Origin of the sequence: Maribacter sp. Hel_I_7, assembly GCF_000688315.1 — a bacterium.
GTDB classification, from domain to species: domain Bacteria; phylum Bacteroidota; class Bacteroidia; order Flavobacteriales; family Flavobacteriaceae; genus Maribacter; species Maribacter stanieri.
In genome coordinates this window covers 2,032,158-2,049,124 of the sequence record NZ_JHZW01000003.1, presented here as the reverse complement: position 1 = coordinate 2,049,124, position 16,967 = coordinate 2,032,158, and the positions used below count along the sequence as shown (strand labels likewise).

16 protein-coding genes are annotated in these 16,967 nt (G+C 37.9%); 13 read left to right on the top strand and 3 right to left on the bottom strand.

The genetic code is table 11. The annotated features are described in order from the left end of the window. Positions 1–80: 80 nt before the first annotated feature. Positions 81–422 carry a hypothetical protein gene (locus tag P178_RS0120535; RefSeq protein WP_027068006.1) on the bottom strand — a complete coding sequence of 114 codons (342 nt, stop codon included), beginning with the start codon at positions 420–422 and terminating at the stop codon, positions 81–83. Positions 423–626: 204 nt separating this feature from the next. On the opposite strand from P178_RS0120535, the gene P178_RS0120530 reads away from it, so the two are divergent. Continuing rightward, entirely contained in the window at positions 627–995 is a 369-nt protein-coding gene (locus P178_RS0120530) for a hypothetical protein (RefSeq protein ID WP_027068005.1), read from the top strand. Positions 996–1,856: 861 nt separating this feature from the next. Here the strand turns inward: P178_RS0120530 and yihA are convergent. Together yihA and P178_RS0120520 are read right to left on the bottom strand one after the other, a co-directional pair. Then, on the bottom strand, positions 1,857–2,474 hold the full coding sequence (gene yihA / locus P178_RS0120525; protein WP_027068004.1) for a ribosome biogenesis GTP-binding protein YihA/YsxC: 618 nt from the start codon (positions 2,472–2,474) through the stop codon (positions 1,857–1,859). 11 nt (positions 2,475–2,485) lie between these two features. Then, positions 2,486–3,250, bottom strand: coding sequence for an alpha/beta fold hydrolase (locus P178_RS0120520; RefSeq protein ID WP_027068003.1), 765 nt, complete (start codon positions 3,248–3,250; stop codon positions 2,486–2,488). A gap of 152 nt (positions 3,251–3,402) precedes the next feature. Between P178_RS0120520 and P178_RS0120515 the strand changes: the two genes are divergently transcribed. The 12 genes from P178_RS0120515 to ftsA are packed head-to-tail and all read left to right on the top strand — an operon-like array spanning position 3,403 to position 16,947. Continuing rightward, a complete protein-coding gene (locus tag P178_RS0120515) occupies positions 3,403–3,987 on the top strand; it encodes a division/cell wall cluster transcriptional repressor MraZ (protein ID WP_316930016.1) in 585 nt (194 codons plus the stop codon). Further along, positions 3,977–4,879: a 16S rRNA (cytosine(1402)-N(4))-methyltransferase RsmH gene (rsmH, locus tag P178_RS0120510; RefSeq protein WP_027068001.1), complete on the top strand. Its 903-nt coding sequence runs from the start codon at positions 3,977–3,979 to the stop codon at positions 4,877–4,879. Before P178_RS0120515 ends, rsmH begins: the two co-directional genes overlap by 11 nt. Beyond that, on the top strand, positions 4,866–5,207 hold the full coding sequence (locus P178_RS0120505; RefSeq protein ID WP_394365313.1) for an FtsL-like putative cell division protein: 342 nt from the start codon (positions 4,866–4,868) through the stop codon (positions 5,205–5,207). Before rsmH ends, P178_RS0120505 begins: the two co-directional genes overlap by 14 nt. Continuing rightward, the gene (locus P178_RS0120500; protein WP_027067999.1) at positions 5,207–7,213 is read left to right on the top strand and encodes a penicillin-binding protein; all 2,007 of its coding nucleotides are present in this window, start codon (positions 5,207–5,209) and stop codon (positions 7,211–7,213) included. Before P178_RS0120505 ends, P178_RS0120500 begins: the two co-directional genes overlap by 1 nt. After that, positions 7,210–8,673, top strand: coding sequence for a UDP-N-acetylmuramoyl-L-alanyl-D-glutamate--2,6-diaminopimelate ligase (locus P178_RS0120495; RefSeq protein WP_027067998.1), 1,464 nt, complete (start codon positions 7,210–7,212; stop codon positions 8,671–8,673). The genes P178_RS0120500 and P178_RS0120495 overlap by 4 nt, the downstream gene beginning before the upstream one ends. 30 nt (positions 8,674–8,703) lie before the next feature. Then, positions 8,704–9,924 carry a phospho-N-acetylmuramoyl-pentapeptide-transferase gene (mraY, locus tag P178_RS0120490; protein ID WP_027067997.1) on the top strand — a complete coding sequence of 407 codons (1,221 nt, stop codon included), beginning with the start codon at positions 8,704–8,706 and terminating at the stop codon, positions 9,922–9,924. Next, positions 9,924–11,258: a UDP-N-acetylmuramoyl-L-alanine--D-glutamate ligase gene (gene murD / locus P178_RS0120485; RefSeq protein WP_027067996.1), complete on the top strand. Its 1,335-nt coding sequence runs from the start codon at positions 9,924–9,926 to the stop codon at positions 11,256–11,258. The genes mraY and murD overlap by 1 nt, the downstream gene beginning before the upstream one ends. 1 nt (position 11,259) lies before the next feature. Then, positions 11,260–12,462 carry an FtsW/RodA/SpoVE family cell cycle protein gene (locus P178_RS0120480; protein WP_027067995.1) on the top strand — a complete coding sequence of 401 codons (1,203 nt, stop codon included), beginning with the start codon at positions 11,260–11,262 and terminating at the stop codon, positions 12,460–12,462. Beyond that, positions 12,449–13,537 carry an undecaprenyldiphospho-muramoylpentapeptide beta-N-acetylglucosaminyltransferase gene (murG, locus tag P178_RS0120475; protein ID WP_027067994.1) on the top strand — a complete coding sequence of 363 codons (1,089 nt, stop codon included), beginning with the start codon at positions 12,449–12,451 and terminating at the stop codon, positions 13,535–13,537. The genes P178_RS0120480 and murG overlap by 14 nt, the downstream gene beginning before the upstream one ends. Before the next feature lies 1 nt (position 13,538). Next, positions 13,539–14,894, top strand: a complete 1,356-nt coding sequence (gene murC, locus P178_RS0120470; protein ID WP_027067993.1) for a UDP-N-acetylmuramate--L-alanine ligase — start codon at positions 13,539–13,541, stop codon at positions 14,892–14,894. Beyond that, the gene (locus tag P178_RS0120465) at positions 14,884–15,603 is read left to right on the top strand and encodes a cell division protein FtsQ/DivIB (protein ID WP_027067992.1); all 720 of its coding nucleotides are present in this window, start codon (positions 14,884–14,886) and stop codon (positions 15,601–15,603) included. Before murC ends, P178_RS0120465 begins: the two co-directional genes overlap by 11 nt. A gap of 6 nt (positions 15,604–15,609) precedes the next feature. Further along, a complete protein-coding gene (gene ftsA / locus P178_RS0120460) occupies positions 15,610–16,947 on the top strand; it encodes a cell division protein FtsA (RefSeq protein WP_027067991.1) in 1,338 nt (445 codons plus the stop codon). Positions 16,948–16,967 lie beyond the last annotated feature (20 nt).

Below are 16,967 nucleotides of genomic sequence, written 5' to 3'. Positions count from 1 at the left end.
ATAAATATACACAGACCTTTCAGTTATGTCCTAAAGTCTGCATTACGTTTAGGTTTCCTAAGTTAGTCTTCTGTTGGCTTTTACCTTGGAGGAGTCAATTTAGATTCCATCTCCTCATTTGTCCTATATATTTTATTATTATTTGGCCAAGAAACATAGTAATTCCAGTTTTTTCCGTCTTGCGTACAGGCAATTACATATTCTCCCTCCGTAACCTCTTTTACGTGGTATTCCCCGCAGCCTTTGATTCCGTTAGCAAGCATTAATTTTCCGATTTTCAGAAACTCGTCTTTGATTGGTGTCCGCCACGACTTATTATAAGTCCGTTCGTCCTCAATAATATTTGAATTTTCGCTGTTCAAATTTCCAATAACCATTGTTGCGATTATCATTCCGATAATTATTAAAATCCATTTTTTCATTTAGGTTATTTTTCAAGCTTGCAGCTAACTAGTGCATTTGATTGCAATTATACATATTGCACTATACTAAGAAATATGTGCAATCGCACTCCTAATATACCACTAAAGAATAAACCTACAATTTCCATTTCATACTACATTACGGGAAACCATAACTGGTCAAATTTCATGTATGGTTTGGGTATTTTATACGACAGATAGCGTATGTCAAAGAAAATTCTATTTATCTATAATGCCAATAGCGATGCTGGTAGCAAATTGCTAGATTTCGCTCATAAAATTATAAACCCAGCTACGTATAATTGCGCGCTGTGCTCGCTAACTTTTGGTTCGTTTACAGAAAACAAGCAGTGGAAAGCGTTTAGGGAGCGTTTGTTAGCGAAAGGCTTTGAACTAGAATTCTTCCATAAAGACGAGTTTCAAGAAAAGTACAAAAGTAAGTTTGGGCATAAGTTTACTTTTCCTATCATATTAGTAGAAACGGATCATGATTTGGAAGTGTTGGTGTCTACTGAGAAAATGAATGCTATGGAGACCGTGGAGGAGCTTGTTAGTTCCGTTGGCAGTTTTTAGTGCCAGTTTTCAGTTGGCAGTGTATATTGCTTTGATTGGTTGATAGTTGTTGGTCTTACTCGGTCGCTGAGCATAGTCGAATTGATTTGTGTTCCAAACAGGCAGATAGCCGCGCTATGCTCGCTATGACGGTTAATTCAGAAACGTCATTGCGAGAAGCTTTTCGCGACGTGGCAATCTGTTGAATGTGTGTTTTGTGTTTGGTTGATAGTTGTTCGTTGTTGGTCTTACTCTGTCGCTGAGCGTCGCCGAATTGATTTGTGTTCCAAACAAGCAGATAGCCGCGCTATGCTCGCTATGACGGTTAATTCAGGAACGTCATTGCGAATAGCTTTTCGCGACGTGGCAATCTATTGAATGTGTTTTGTATTTGGTTGATAGTTGTTGGTTGTCGGTTGTTGGTTTTACTCGGTCGCTGAGCATAGCCGAAGTGATTTGTGTTCCAAACAAGCAGATAGCCGCGCTATGCTCGCTATGACGTTGACGAGAGTTAGTAAAGTGTTCAGTTGGCAGTGCCAGTTTTCAGTTGTTTTCGTTAGTAAGTAACATTATCAGTTCGAGTGAATTTTCGAAGTATGAGAAAATTTGTATCGAGAACAGGTTTGGAACACGCGACGGTTCTCGATATAAATTTTTCACCTCCGCTATGCTTCAGTAAAAAATCCACACGAACTGACATTTCGTTTTTGAAGAGTAAAAAGTACAGCGTATTAAGTACAAAGTACAAGGTAAGAGGTACAAAGTATTAAGTAAAGAGTATTAGGTCATTAATAGCGAAAGGTAAAAAGTGAGAATTACTAAGAACTAACACAAAACGCGCAGGGTTCAAAAATCGAACAGCCAACAACGAACAACCAAAAACTATTTTTTAGTTGCCTCAAAAAATTTCTCGTTAATATCGTCTATATAGGCTAGTACTTCATCTCGACCGCTACGGTGGCTAGAGCTAGTAATAAAGTGTGGTGGTGTTTCTTCCCACATATCGGCTAAAAGTTGGTCTAAGTATTTTTGAACTTGACGCTCAACTGCCTTAGGCTTTAATTTATCTGCCTTTGTGAAGATAATGGCAAAGGGTACTCCGTTTTCGCCCATCCATTGCATAAACTCCATATCTATAGGTTGCGGATCGTGGCGTACATCTACAAGTACAAAAGAACAAACCAGTTGCTCTCGTTGTAAAAAGTAGTTGGTAATATATTTTTGAAAGGTCTTTTTATCTCTTTTGGAAACACGGGCATAACCGTAACCAGGTAAATCTACCAGAAACCAATTCTCATTGATTTTAAAGTGGTTAATAAGCTGTGTTTTACCGGGTCTACCAGAAATTTTAGCCAAGCTTTTACGCTCGGTCAACATATTTATCAAAGAAGACTTACCTACGTTAGAACGACCAATAAAGGCATACTCGGGTAAGGGTTCTTTTGGGCATTTGGCAACATCAGAATTGCTCATTACAAAGTCGGCCGACTTTATTTTCATCCGTAGGGTATTTAGAAATTGTTTTTCGTCAACCAATCATCAAGAATGGTATTGAATTCGTCTGGGTGCTCCATCATAGGTGCATGTCCGCATTTATCCAGCCAAAATAAATCTGAATTAGGTAAAAGCTCATCGAACAGTTCTGCAACATCTGGCGGAGTAACGCTATCATTTTTTCCCCAAATAATGCACGTAGGGGTTTTCATTTTTGGTAAATCTTGTGCCATGTTATGGCGTATGGCGCTTTTTGCAATTGCCAAGGTCTTTACCAATTTTACACGATCGTTAACCGTAGCAAAAACTTCATCTACTATTTCTTTGGTAGCAACTTCTGGGTCATAGAAAACATCTTGTGCTTTCTTTTTAATAAACTCATAATCACCACGTTTGGGGTAACCGTCGCCCATAGCACTTTCATAAAGTCCAGAGCTACCGGTAATTACCAAGGCCTTTACTTTTGCCGGGTATAATTTGGTATGTAAAAGACCAATATGGCCACCTAAAGAGTTGCCTAGAAGAATAACATCGTCTAGCTCTTTATAATCTATAAATTTCTTAAGGTATTTGGCAAAGTTCTTAACCGTTGTCTTCAACATCGGCATAGAGTACAAGGGCAATTCAGGAATAAGTACTTTATAACCTTTGGGAGGGAAATAGTCAGATACTCCTTGAAAATTACTAAGTCCGCCCATTAGTCCGTGAAGAATAATTATGGGTTTGCCTTCGCCTTTCTCTATATACTTAAATCCTCCTTCGTTGATCAAATCGTTTTCCATGCGCACTACTCATCAGTAATTGTCCAAATATAGGTAATTACAGAGAATAGCAAACAACTCTTTTCGATAAGGTGAGTACTTGAAACTTTAAGATTTGAATTTTTAGAGAATTACGGGGCGAGTGGGAAAATTATCCCATAAAAATCGATGAAGTGCAAAAACGTGCTCAAAAGTGGGGTAATTTATTAACAAAGTGGTTTTTAGTGGTAAAATGTGGTAATAATATTTATATATTTGAGTTATATAAACTAAACACATCCAATTTGGACATTTATTTCTTTGGGACATTTAACTGCAAAGCTGATGCTAAGGGGCGTATTATGCTCCCGGTTGCGCTGCGCAATCAAGTGGCTCCGATCCTAAAAGATGGGTTTTTTATAAAAAAATCATATTTGAGCGAGTGCTTGGAGTTATATCCGGCATATGAGTGGCACAGAGTGATGGCAGAATTGAATGAAAAGAGCAGGTTTGATGAAGAAAACCTACAATTTATAAGAATGTACACGGCAGGTTTGCGTCAAGTAGAAGTAGATGCTACCGGAAGATTGTTGATACCAAAGGATATTATTTCGTTAGCGGGCATTTCTAAAGAAGTGGTAATTGCACCAATAGGTAAGCGATTAGAGATTTGGGATAAGAAAGCATACGATGAATCTATAAGTGCAACAAAAGAAGAGAAGGTGAAGTTGGCAAAGCGTGTAATGTTAGGTGAAAAACCAAGTGGAGATGTATCATAACCCAGTATTACTGAAAGAATCGGTTGACGGTTTAGACATCAAAGAAGGTGGAATTTATGTAGATGTGACATTTGGTGGTGGCGGTCACTCTAAAGAAATATTAAAAAGGTTGGGTGCAGAAGGCAAATTGTTTGCTTTTGATCAAGACGAAGATGCGCAAGCAAATACGTTAGGTGATCCAAGATTTACGTTGATAGCGGAAAATTTTAGATACATCTCTCAATTTTTAAAGTTCTATGGCATTCGTAAGGTTGATGGAATATTAGCTGATTTTGGCGTTTCATCGCATCAATTCGATCAAGCGGAAAGAGGATTCTCTACCCGTTTTGATGCAGATTTAGATATGCGAATGAGCAAGCGTAATACGCTATCTGCTTTTGAAGTAGTCAATAAGTACACGTATGATGATTTGCGTAAGGTATTGTTTGAATACGGAGATATAAGAAATGCGAACGCTATGGCAAAAGTAATTATTGCCAGTAGGGAGGTAGAGCAGATACAAACTACAGATGCGCTAAAAGTAGCGTTGAAGCAGTTTTTGCCAGAGCACAGGCAGCATAAGATTTTGGCACAGATATACCAAGCGATTCGTATAGAGGTGAATCAAGAGATAGAAGTGATCAAAGAGTTTTTGGAGCAAGTGCCAGAATTATTGAATGATAGCGGTAGACTAAGTGTAATTAGTTACCACTCTTTAGAAGACAGGCTTGTAAAAAGATTTATAAGAGCAGGACAGTTTGAAGGAGAGCCAGAAAAGGATTTTTACGGGAATATAGATGTACCGTTAAAAAAGGTTGGCGGATTGATAGTGCCAACTAGAGAAGAAATAAAATTGAATAACAGAGCACGTAGTGCAAAATTGAGGATAGCAGAGCGAAATGGCAAAAAATAAAGTGAAAACGGGTGTTTTAGACCTTTTGAAGGGTAAATTTTTGGTGAGCGGTGACGCCCCTAAAAATTGGCTGTTCATTATTTTCATTTCTTTTTTGGCGACTGTAATGATCAGTAGCTCTCATAGTGCCGACCAAAAAGTACACCGTATCGCTTTATTAAATGAAGAGGTAAAAGAATTGCGTAATGAGTTCGTAGATATGCGATCAGATGTGCAGCAGTTAAAATTAGAGTCGAGCATTACAGGTAAAATTTCCGAAAAAGGACTTTTTCCGTCAGAAACTCCCCCGCAGAAAATTAAAGTGAAATCTTTAAATGTTGAGGAATAATGGCGACAACAGATAAAAGCATATTAAAAAGGCTCTACGTAGTAGCAGGGTTCATGGTACTCTTTGCTGGTGCGGTGCTATTTAAGCTGGTCTCCATACAAATTGTTGACGGTGAAAAATACCAGGCAATGGCAGATACGCGTACAGAGCGTATGTTCACTATTGAGCCCAATAGAGGTAACCTATATTCAGATGACGGTAGCCTTTTGGCAACTTCAGTATCTAAGTACACGGTACATTTTGATGCTGTTACCGTAAGTAACGAAGATTTCAAGGAAAATGTAAAACCACTTTCAGATGCCTTGGCAAAAGAATTTGGGAAAACATCTTCTCACTATCAGCAGATTTTAAGAAAGGCAAGAGAGAATAAAAATAGATATGCATTAATAGTGCGTAATCTAGATTATTCAGAATACATGGCGGTAAAGAAATTTCCGCTGTTTAATAAAGGAGCGTTCAAAGGCGGGTTGATCATTGAACAACATGTAAAGAGAGAGCACCCGTTAGGTAAAATTGCAGAACGTAGTGTTGGGTACGAGCGTAAAGACGAAAACGGATATTATACCCGTGTGGGTATGGAAGGTGCTTTTGGTGAATACCTAAGAGGTATATCTGGAAAGCGTTTAAAGCAAAAAATAGCAAAAGGGCAGTGGAAACCTATTGGTAACGATAATATCATAGAGCCAAAAGATGGTTATGATGTGTATTCTACTATTGACATTAATATACAAGATATAGCGCACCATGCATTATTGGGTCAGTTAGAGAAATACCAAGCAGATCACGGAACGGTAATCGTAATGGAGGTGAAAACCGGAGAGGTAAAAGCAATTTCGAATTTGGGTCAAACCACTGACGGAAAATATTACGAGCGTTTAAACTACGCTATTGGCGAGTCTCATGAGCCAGGTTCTACTTTTAAGTTGATGAATTTGGTGGCGGCTCTAGAAGATAAAATAATAGATACCAGTACCGTAATTGATACTGAAAACGGTAGATGGAAAATATATAAGCACTGGGTAAAGGATACCAAGCGTGGCGGACACGGTAAAATATCAATGTCCAAAGCATTTGAAGTTTCATCTAACGTTGCCTTTGCTAAAATGATAAACAATGGGTACAAGAACGACCCAGAGAAATATGTGAACAGGCTAATGAGTATGGGTGTTCATAAAGAATTAGGACTTCCGGTTGTGGGTGAAGGTAAACCTGTATTGCGTTACCCAGGTGACAAAGGTTGGTCTGGACTTTCATTGGCACAAATGGCTTATGGTTATGAGGTTTCTATGACTCCGCTACAGACTTTGGCTTTTTATAATGCCATTGCAAATGATGGGGAAATGGTAAAACCAAGACTTTTAAAAGAAGTTAAGGAGTGGAACAAGTCTATTGAGAAGTTCGATAAAAAAGTATTGAATCCTGCAATTTGCTCACAGTCTACAGTAAAGAAGGTACAGCAGATATTAAAGAATGTAGTAGAAAAAGATCACGGTACAGGTCACGGTATGTATTCAAAGAACTTTTCTATGGCAGGAAAAACGGGAACAACGCAGACTAATTATGTGTCTAAGGATAAATCTAAGTACGAGTACATTTCTTCGTTCGCAGGTTATTTTCCGGCAGATGATCCAAAGTACTCTTGTATTGTGGTAATTCACAAGCCAGACAAAAGTGTAGGGTATTACGGTGCAGATGTATCTGGTCCGGTATTTAAATCTGTAGCACAAAAAGTATACGCTACCTCTCCATTAACAAGTGAAGTTGATGTTAGAGATGTATTGATCGCTAAAAACGAAGATTCTCATAAAGGGTATTACAAGGCGGCACAACAGAAATATTCAGAAGTACCTAATGTAAAAGGTATGTGCGGTATGGATGCCGTTGCCATTTTAGAGAATTTAGGAATAGAAGTAATAGTAAAAGGAAATGGAAAGGTTAAAAACCAATCCATCAACAAAGGCACGGATTTAAAGTCTGTGAAAAAAATAGTATTAGAATTAATATGATGCCATTAAAAGACATATTGTATGGAGTGCGTATTGCTGCTGTTAGCGGTACTACTTCTTGTAATATAGCGTCTGTTCGTTTTGACTCTCGTGAGGTTCAAAAAGGAGATGCCTTCGTTGCTATAAAAGGCACGTTGACAGATGGTCATAAATATATAGATGCAGTAGTTGCGGCTGGTGCAAGAGCTATTGTTTGCGAGCAATTGCCGGCAAACATGGTAGATGAGGTTACGTATGTAGAGGTAAAAAGCGGCAATCAAGCATTAGCGTTGATGGCGTCTAACTACTATGGTACACCATCAAAGAATTTAAAATTGGTTGGGGTTACGGGTACAAATGGTAAAACGACCGTATCTAGTTTGTTGTATCAGTTATTTAAAAAAGCAGGATTTAAAGTTGGGTTATTATCCACCATTAAAATCATGGTCGATGATACTGAATTTGCAACAAAACATACCACACCAGATGCATTGGTGATCAATAAGCATTTGAAATTGATGAACGATGCCGGTGTAGAGTATTGCTTTATGGAAGTAAGCTCTCATGGTATTCACCAAAAAAGAACAGAAGGTCTGGTATTTGAAGGAGCGATTTTTACGAATCTTTCTCATGATCACCTAGACTACCATAAAACATTTGCAGAGTACCGCGATACTAAGAAAATATTATTCGATCAATTGCCTAAAAAGGCATTTGCACTAACGAATATAGACGATAAGAACGGTTTGGTCATGTTGCAGAATACCAAGGCTAGAAAAGCAACTTACGCCTTAAAAAACTATGCGGATTACAGAGCACAGATTTTAGAGAATCAGTTCGATGGTCAATTATTGAAAATTAATGACAATGAGCTTTGGAGCAAATTAATAGGTCATTTCAATGCCTATAATATGCTGGCAATTTATGCTACTGCAGATTTATTAGGATTGGAGCATTTAGAAACCCTTCGTTTAATAAGCGAGTTGGAGAATGTGGATGGAAGGTTCCAATATTATATATCGAAAAATAAAATTACGGCAATAGTTGATTATGCCCATACGCCGGACGCCCTAAAGAATGTGCTTGAGACAATCAACACGTTGAGAACTGGAAATGAAAACGTCATCACCGTTGTGGGGTGTGGTGGCGATAGAGACAGATCAAAGCGTCCGGTAATGGGTAATATCGCATCAGAGATGAGCAACAAGATTATTTTCACCTCTGACAATCCACGTACCGAATCCCCAACTGAGATAATTGCGGAAATAGAGGCAGGCGTAGAGCCACAGAACGTAAAGAAAATATTGTCTATTGAAAATAGAGAGCAAGCCATTAAAACGGCATGCCAACTAGCAAATGATAACGATATCATATTAATAGCCGGTAAAGGTCATGAGACCTACCAAGAAAGCAATGGCGTTCGTATAGATTTCGATGATTTTAAAATAGTAAAAGAGCTTTTAACAAGCTTAGATAAATAACCAAGGCTTAGTAGCAAGAATACAGAATATATGTTAACCTACCTGTTCGAATATTTAGAAAAACAATACCAGTTGCCTGGAGCTTCGCTGTTTCAGTTTAGCACATTCCGTGCGGCAATGGCTATTTTGTTTTCGCTAATGATAGCAACTGTTTACGGTAAGCGTGTTATTCTTTTTCTACAAAAGCAGCAAGTAGGTGAAACTATTCGTGATCTAGGTTTAGACGGTCAAAAGCAAAAGGCAGGTACGCCAACTATGGGTGGTGTTATCATTATAATGGCAACATTAATACCGGTGTTACTTTTTGCTCGATTAGAAAATATTTACATCATCCTATTGATATTCACCATGTTGTGGATGGGGGCTATTGGTTTTTTGGATGATTACATCAAAGTGTTTAAAAAGAACAAAGAAGGCTTAAAAGGCAGGTTTAAGGTATTAGGTCAGGTAGTACTAGGGCTTATCGTAGGTGCCGTGCTTTATTTTCACCCAGAGGTGACCATGCGTGATCACGATAAAACGATAATTACACAAGCGTATACAGTAGAGCAAGTAAAAGGAGCGGAAATTAAATCGACCATGACAACGGTTCCTTTCTTTAAAAACAATGAGTTTGATTATGAGAGCTTAATAGCATGGGCAGGAGATGATGCAAAAGATTATGCGTGGTTAATGTTCATTCCAATTATCATTCTAATTGTAACTGCAGTATCTAACGGAGCAAATTTAACTGATGGTATAGATGGGCTTGCGGCAGGTACATCGGCAATAATAGTATTTACGCTGGGCATATTCGCCCTGGTGTCTGGTAACATCATATTCTCCGATTACTTGGATATTATGTACATACCGCGAGTAGGAGAATTATTAATATTCATAACTGCTTTTGTAGGGGCGTTGATAGGGTTTTTATGGTACAATGCTTTCCCAGCACAAGTATTTATGGGAGATACAGGAAGTTTGACCATAGGTGGAGTTATTGCTGTAATTGCGATAATAGTGCGTAAAGAATTATTGATACCAGTGTTATGCGGAATCTTCTTTGCGGAGTCACTTTCGGTAATGATGCAAGTAGGGTATTTCAAATACACGAAGAAAAAATTTGGAGAGGGCAGACGTATATTTTTAATGTCGCCACTACATCACCATTATCAGAAAATGGGGTACCACGAGAGTAAGATCGTAACCAGATTTTGGATTGTGGGAATACTATTGGCCATTGTAACTATAGTGACTTTAAAAATTAGATAATGGCACTGTTAGTAGTTCTAGGCGGAGGAGAAAGTGGAGTAGGAACAGCCATTTTAGGATTAAAAAAAGGATACGATGTATTTGTGTCCGATAAAGGAAAAATTAAAGAGAAGTATAAAAACGTTCTTGAACATTTTGGAATTGATTGGGAAGAAGAACAGCATTCAGAAGACCGCATACTAAAAGCCAATTTAGTAATGAAGAGTCCGGGTATACCAGATAAAGTAGCCTTGGTGAAGCAGTTGGTAGCGAAAGGCATTCCTGTAATATCAGAGATAGAATTTGCATCTAAATACACCGATGCAAAAATTATTGGTATCACGGGAAGCAATGGAAAAACAACGACTACCATGCTAACGAACCACATTTTGGCGAACGCCGGATTAAAAGTGGGAATGGCAGGGAACATTGGTGATAGTTATGCGAAAATGGTTGCAGAGAATGATTTTGAGTATTACGTGCTTGAGATCAGTAGTTTTCAACTAGACGGTATTGTAGATTTTAAACCGCACATAGCGGTGATTACGAATATTACGCCAGATCATTTAGATCGGTATGAGTATGAGTTTGAAAATTATATCGCTTCAAAATTTAGAATAGCGGAAAACCAAGACGAAAACGATTATTTGATATATGATGCAGATGATACCGTTTTGGTAGAATGGTTGAACAAAAACCCGGTCAAGTCAAAATTGATGCCCTTTTCACTGAACAAACAATTTGAACAAGGTGCATTCATAGAACAAAACGAGATAATAATAAAAACAACAACAGACACTATTAGCATGATTAAAGACACTTTGGCCTTAGAAGGTCAGCACAATGTAAAGAACACGATGGCAGCTTCCACAATTGCAAAATTGATAGGAATCCGAAAGGAGACGATTAGAGCTTGTGTTTCTAATTTTCAAGGGGCTCCCCACCGTTTGGAGAAGGTGTTGAAAATACATCATGTAGAATATATCAATGATTCTAAGGCAACGAATGTAAACGCTGCTTATTATGCATTAGATAGCATGAAATCACCTACAGTATGGATCGTAGGCGGTGTAGATAAAGGAAATGAGTACATGGAGTTAATGCCATTGGTACGTGAGAAGGTAAAAGCAATTATTTGCTTGGGCGAGGATAATGAAAAGATAAAGCATGTATTTGGTAATGCGGTAGATCTATTGGTTGAAACATATGCAATGGAAGAAGCTGTGAAAGTAGCTTATAAAATTGCAGAACGTGGAGATACGGTTTTGTTGTCGCCAGCATGTGCAAGTTTCGATTTGTTTAAGAACTATGAAGATCGTGGAGATCAATTTAAGAACTGTGTAAAGAACCTATAAGGTGTTGAATATATTCCAAAATATAAAAGGAGATAAAGCTATTTGGGCCATTGCGGCGCTCTTGGCCTTATTTTCATTTTTACCTGTCTACAGCGCCAGTAGTAATTTGGTGTATGTGGTAGGTAACGGTACACCTGTAGGGCATTTGGTAAAACATGCCATCTTGTTGTTTTTAGGATTTGGAATTATTTATGGAGTACATAAAATACCTACGCACTTTTTTAAAGGGTTGTCTATGATAGCCCTGCCAATAGTACTGGTATTACTCATATTCGTATTGGCGCAAGGTACATCTGGTGGTGGTACCAATGATAGTCGTTGGATTCGTATTCCTTTAGTAGGTTTCGGTTTTCAGCCATCTAACTTGGCGGCAGTTGTTTTAATGATTTATGTGGCACGGTATTTCTCTAAAGTAAGAGAGATTAAAATAACCTTTAAAGAAAGCATATTGCCATTGTGGCTTCCGGTTTTCTTAGTGGTAGCCCTTATTTTACCGGCGAACTTTTCTACGGCGGCTATTGTATTTTCAATGGTCATGGTGCTTTGTTTCTTAGGAGGGTATCCTATGAAATACTTGTTGGGAATCGTTGGAACGGGAATTCTATTTCTGTCCATATTTATACTAACGGCAAAAGCTTTTCCAGATTTATTCCCAAATAGGGTAGATACTTGGATGAGCCGTATAGATAGCTTTTCCAACCCAGACGATACGGAAGGAACCTATCAGATCGAAAAAGCTAAAATTGCAATAGCTACTGGTGGTATAATGGGTAAAGGTGCAGGTAAGAGTGTGCAAAAGAACTTTTTGCCACAGAGTTCATCAGATTTTATCTATGCAATAATAGTAGAGGAATATGGCTTAATTGGCGGATTTGTGTTGATGCTATTTTACCTATTTCTATTGTTCAGGATTGTGGTAGTAGCCAATGGTTGTGCTTCAATTTTTAGTAAACTGCTGGTGCTAGGCGTAGGGTTGCCGATTGTGTTTCAGGCGTTGATAAATATGGCGGTAGCGGTAGAATTGTTTCCGGTAACAGGACAAAATTTACCACTGGTAAGTAGCGGAGGTACATCTAGTTGGATGACCTGTTTGGCAATAGGTATCATTTTAAGTGCAAGTAATAAAAGTATAGTACAAGAGAGTGCTTCTGATAGTGATATAGATGAGACGAACCCTTTAGAAATTTTAAGTGGGCAGTTATAAGTTTATTCTATCGGGAGGTGGTACTGGCGGACATATTTATCCGGCGATAGCCATAGCAAATGAATTGAAAAGAAGATATCCTGATGCGGAATTTTTGTTCGTGGGCGCTAAGGATAGAATGGAGATGGAAAAGGTACCCCAAGCAGGGTACAAAATAGAAGGATTGTGGATTACGGGGATTCAGCGAAAATTGACCCTTAAAAATCTACTATTTCCTATAAAATTGATAAGTAGTTTAATGAAAGCAAACAGCATCGTATCTAAGTTTAAACCACACGCCGTAATTGGTACAGGTGGTTTTGCTAGCGGTCCATTGTTAAAAATGGCCACCGTTAAAGGGGTGCCATGTTTGTTGCAAGAGCAGAATTCTTTTGCAGGAATTACTAATAAACTATTAAAGGATAAAGTGGAAAAAATCTGTGTGGCCTATGAGGGTATGGAGAAGTTTTTCCCTAAGGATAAAATTGTGTTGACGGGCAACCCGGTACGCTCAGATTTGGTAGAACTAAAGGCTACTAAAAGTGAAGCCTTGGCTTATTTTGATTTAGATGCCAATAAGAAAACATTATTGGTGTTAGGTGGTAGTTTAGGTGCTAGACGCATTAACCAATTAGTGGCAGATCATTTAGCATATTTTGAAGAACAAAGGTTGCAAGTAATCTGGCAATGTGGAAAAGGGTATTACGAAACCTATAAATCTCATGAGTCAGCAACTATAAAAGTGCATGCTTTTTTGAATACGATGGATAAAGCCTATGTAGCGGCAGATTTCATTATTTCAAGAGCAGGAGCAGGTGCGGTATCAGAATTATGTTTGGTGGGTAAACCAACATTCTTTATTCCGTCGCCAGTAGTAGCAGAAGATCATCAAACAATGAATGCATTATCGTTAGTTGGGCATGATGCGGCTATTATGATCAGAGAGAAAGAATTGGATGAGCAGTTTAAGACAGTATTTGAATCGGTTGTTAAATCGCCTGAAAAACAAATAGCATTATCAAAGAATATAAAAGCATTGGCATTACCGAATGCCACTGCGGATATCTGCGATGAAATAGAAAAAATTTTAAAGTAAAATGAATTTAACGCAAATACATAAGGTGTATTTTATTGGCATAGGAGGCATTGGTATGTCTGCTTTGGCGCGTTATTTTGCTTTCATAAATAAGGCGGTAGGCGGGTATGACAAAACCGAAAGTCCGCTTACACAAGAGTTAGCGAATTCAGGTATTGATATTCATTATACAGATGACATAAACGCTGTGTCAGATGAGTTTAAGAAAGATATAGAGCATACGTTGGTGGTGTATACGCCGGCAGTTTCTTCTAATCACTCTGAATACCAGTATTTTTTAAACAATGGATTTACAATTAAGAAAAGATCAGAAGTTCTTGGTTTAATTACAAAAGATTCTTTTTGCTTGGCAGTTGCAGGTACACATGGTAAAACGACGACATCAAGTATTCTAGCGCATTTATTAAAAGAAACAGGAGTTAAAATGACAGCCTTTTTAGGTGGTATTTCTGAGGATTTTAATAGTAATTTCTTGTTAGAAGGTACGGAGTACTCAGTGGTAGAAGCAGATGAGTTTGATCGTTCATTTATGCAGTTGACACCAAATGTAGCCTGTGTTACTTCAATGGATGCGGATCACTTGGATATTTATGGAAATGCTGAGGAATTAGAAAGAACATTTGTTGATTTTACAAAACGATTAAAACCGGGCGGAAAATTATTTGTCCGCAATGGTTTGCCTTTAGAGGGGTTGACTTATGGTATTGAAGACAATTCGGATTATTGCATCCGAAATATAAAAATAGAACGTGGCACCTACATATTCGATTTGGAGACCCCTGACCTCAAACTAGAAGGGGTTGAATTTAACAAACCTGGACGACATAATTTGTTGAATGGTTTAGTGGCTTTCGCAATGGCGATGCAAGCAGGTTCCCCACCGCATCGCCTTGCAGAGGCATTAGCAACTTTTAAAGGTGTACAAAGGCGTTTTTCATATCGAATTAAGAGTGAAGATTTCATTTTTATAGATGATTACGCACATCACCCTACGGAAATCAATGCTGTTTTTGAAGCAATTTCAGAAATGCATCCGAACAAAAAGGTATTGGCAATTTTTCAACCACACCTATTTTCTAGAACACGGGATTTTGCAGATGCATTTGCAAAAAGCCTGTCTCAATTCGAAAATGTGCTGTTGTTGGATATCTATCCGGCTAGAGAAGAACCACTTAAAGGAATAGATTCTAAATGGTTGTTGGGTAAGATAAAAAGTAGTAATAAAAAATTAATTTCAAAGGAGCAAATCATATCTGAGATTAAAAGTCAGAATCCAGAAGTTTTAATAACAATGGGTGCTGGAGATATCGGTTTAGAAGTTGTGAAAATAAAAAAAGAAATGTCGTATGCAGGTTAATTGGAATTTTATAAAGTTATCGGCTTTAGTTCTGGTAATCATGGGGTTATATGCTTTTTCTAATGAGCGTAATAGTGCTAAGCATGTTGCGGGAATGAAGGTAGAATTCGTTGGCAATCAAAATTTGTACCTCACTGAAGGGACGGTTAATAAATTGTTAATACAAAATTATGGTAGTCTCGAAAATGTGCCTAAAGAAAATATAGTTTTGAATACTGTAGAAAAGGCCCTTGAGGCCAATGAAATGGTGAAAAGTGCCGAAGTCTATCTAACAATAGATGGTGAGCTTACGTCGAAAATAGTCCAACGGAAACCAATAGGACGCATAGAAGGGGAAAATAAGTTCTATTTGGATGATGAAGGAAAGAGGATGCCTTTTTCTAATAATCATTCAGCAAGAGTTCCCATTATCACTGGTACTATCAGTGGTAAAAGCCTTGAGGATGTCTATGTGATATTGGAACACGTGAATAAGGACGATTTTTTTCGTGAATCGGTAATCGGTATTCATATAAAAGGAGAAAGTGAATATCAATTACGATTAAGGCTTAACAATTTTGTTGTGAACATAGGCGGTATTGAAGATTTGGAAGCTAAGTTCAGCAATTTTAAGGCGTTTTATGCCAAAGCGAACAAGGATCAAACCTTGGAAGATTACGCGGAAGTAAGTTTAGAATTCAATAACCAGGTGGTGTGCACTAAAATATAATAGAAAATGGAACAAACTAAATATTCAGTCGGTTTAGACATAGGAACAACGAAAATCGTTGCCATAATCGGAAAGCAAAACGAATATGGTAAGATTGAGATTTTGGGTATCGGTAAGTCCAAAAGTTTAGGTGTACACAGAGGTGTGGTAAATAATATTACACAAACCATAAAATCTATTCAACAGGCGGTTGAGGAGGCAGAAGCAAATTCTGGTCTTAAAATCGGTTCTGTTGTAGTTGGTATAGCAGGTCAGCATATAAGAAGTCTTCAACATAGCGATTACATTACCAGAAAAGATTCTGAGGAAGTAATTGGCGAGGAAGATGTGGATCTTTTATGTAATCAAGTGCACAAATTGATTATGCTACCAGGTGAAGAGATTATACATGTTTTACCACAAGAATACAAAGTTGACGGACAAGCTGAAATCCGTGAGCCTGTTGGTATGTATGGTGGTAGGCTAGAAGCTAACTTTCATGTAGTAGTTGGTCAAGTAGTATCTATAAAGAATGTTGGTCGTTGCATTAAAAGTGCAGGACTAGATTTAGGGAATATTACACTAGAGCCATTAGCATCATCTGACGCAGTATTGAGTCAAGAAGAAAAAGAAGCAGGTGTAGCATTGATCGATATAGGAGGTGGTACTACTGATTTGGCCATTTTTAAAGATGGAATTATAAGACATACAGCTGTAATACCTTTTGGTGGTGGAGTAATCACAGAAGATATTAAAGAAGGTTGTTCTATTATAGAAAAGCAAGCAGAGTTGTTAAAAACTAGGTTTGGTTCTGCATGGCCAGGAGAAAATAGAGACAATGAAATTGTTTCTATACCAGGTTTACGTGGTAGAGAGCCGAAGGAAATATCTCTTAAGAACCTTTCAAAAATAATTCATGCACGTGTTGTTGAAATTATTGAGCAAGTATATGTAGAGATCAAGAACTACGGTCACGAAGAGCAAAAGAAGAAACTAATTGCAGGTATTGTGTTGACAGGTGGCGGTAGCCAACTAAAACATTTAAAGCAATTGGTAGAATATATAACAGGGATGGATACTCGTATTGGGTACCCTAACGAACACCTAGCAGGAGATTCTGATGAAGAAGTTGCTAGTCCACTATACGCAACGGCAGTTGGTCTTTTAATGAACGCCATTAAAAATCAAGAGAAACTGAAGTTGACGCAAGAGGAAATTTTAGAAGAGCAAGAGCAGGAAGAAGAATTAATGTATGCGGAAAATGATACGAAAGTAGTAGCACGCCCCGATATACATAAAGAACGAAAATCTGTTTTTGATAAGTGGTCTGAAAAATTGAAAGAATTTTTAGATAACGCGGAGTAAGAAGCATAGTATAAGAATAC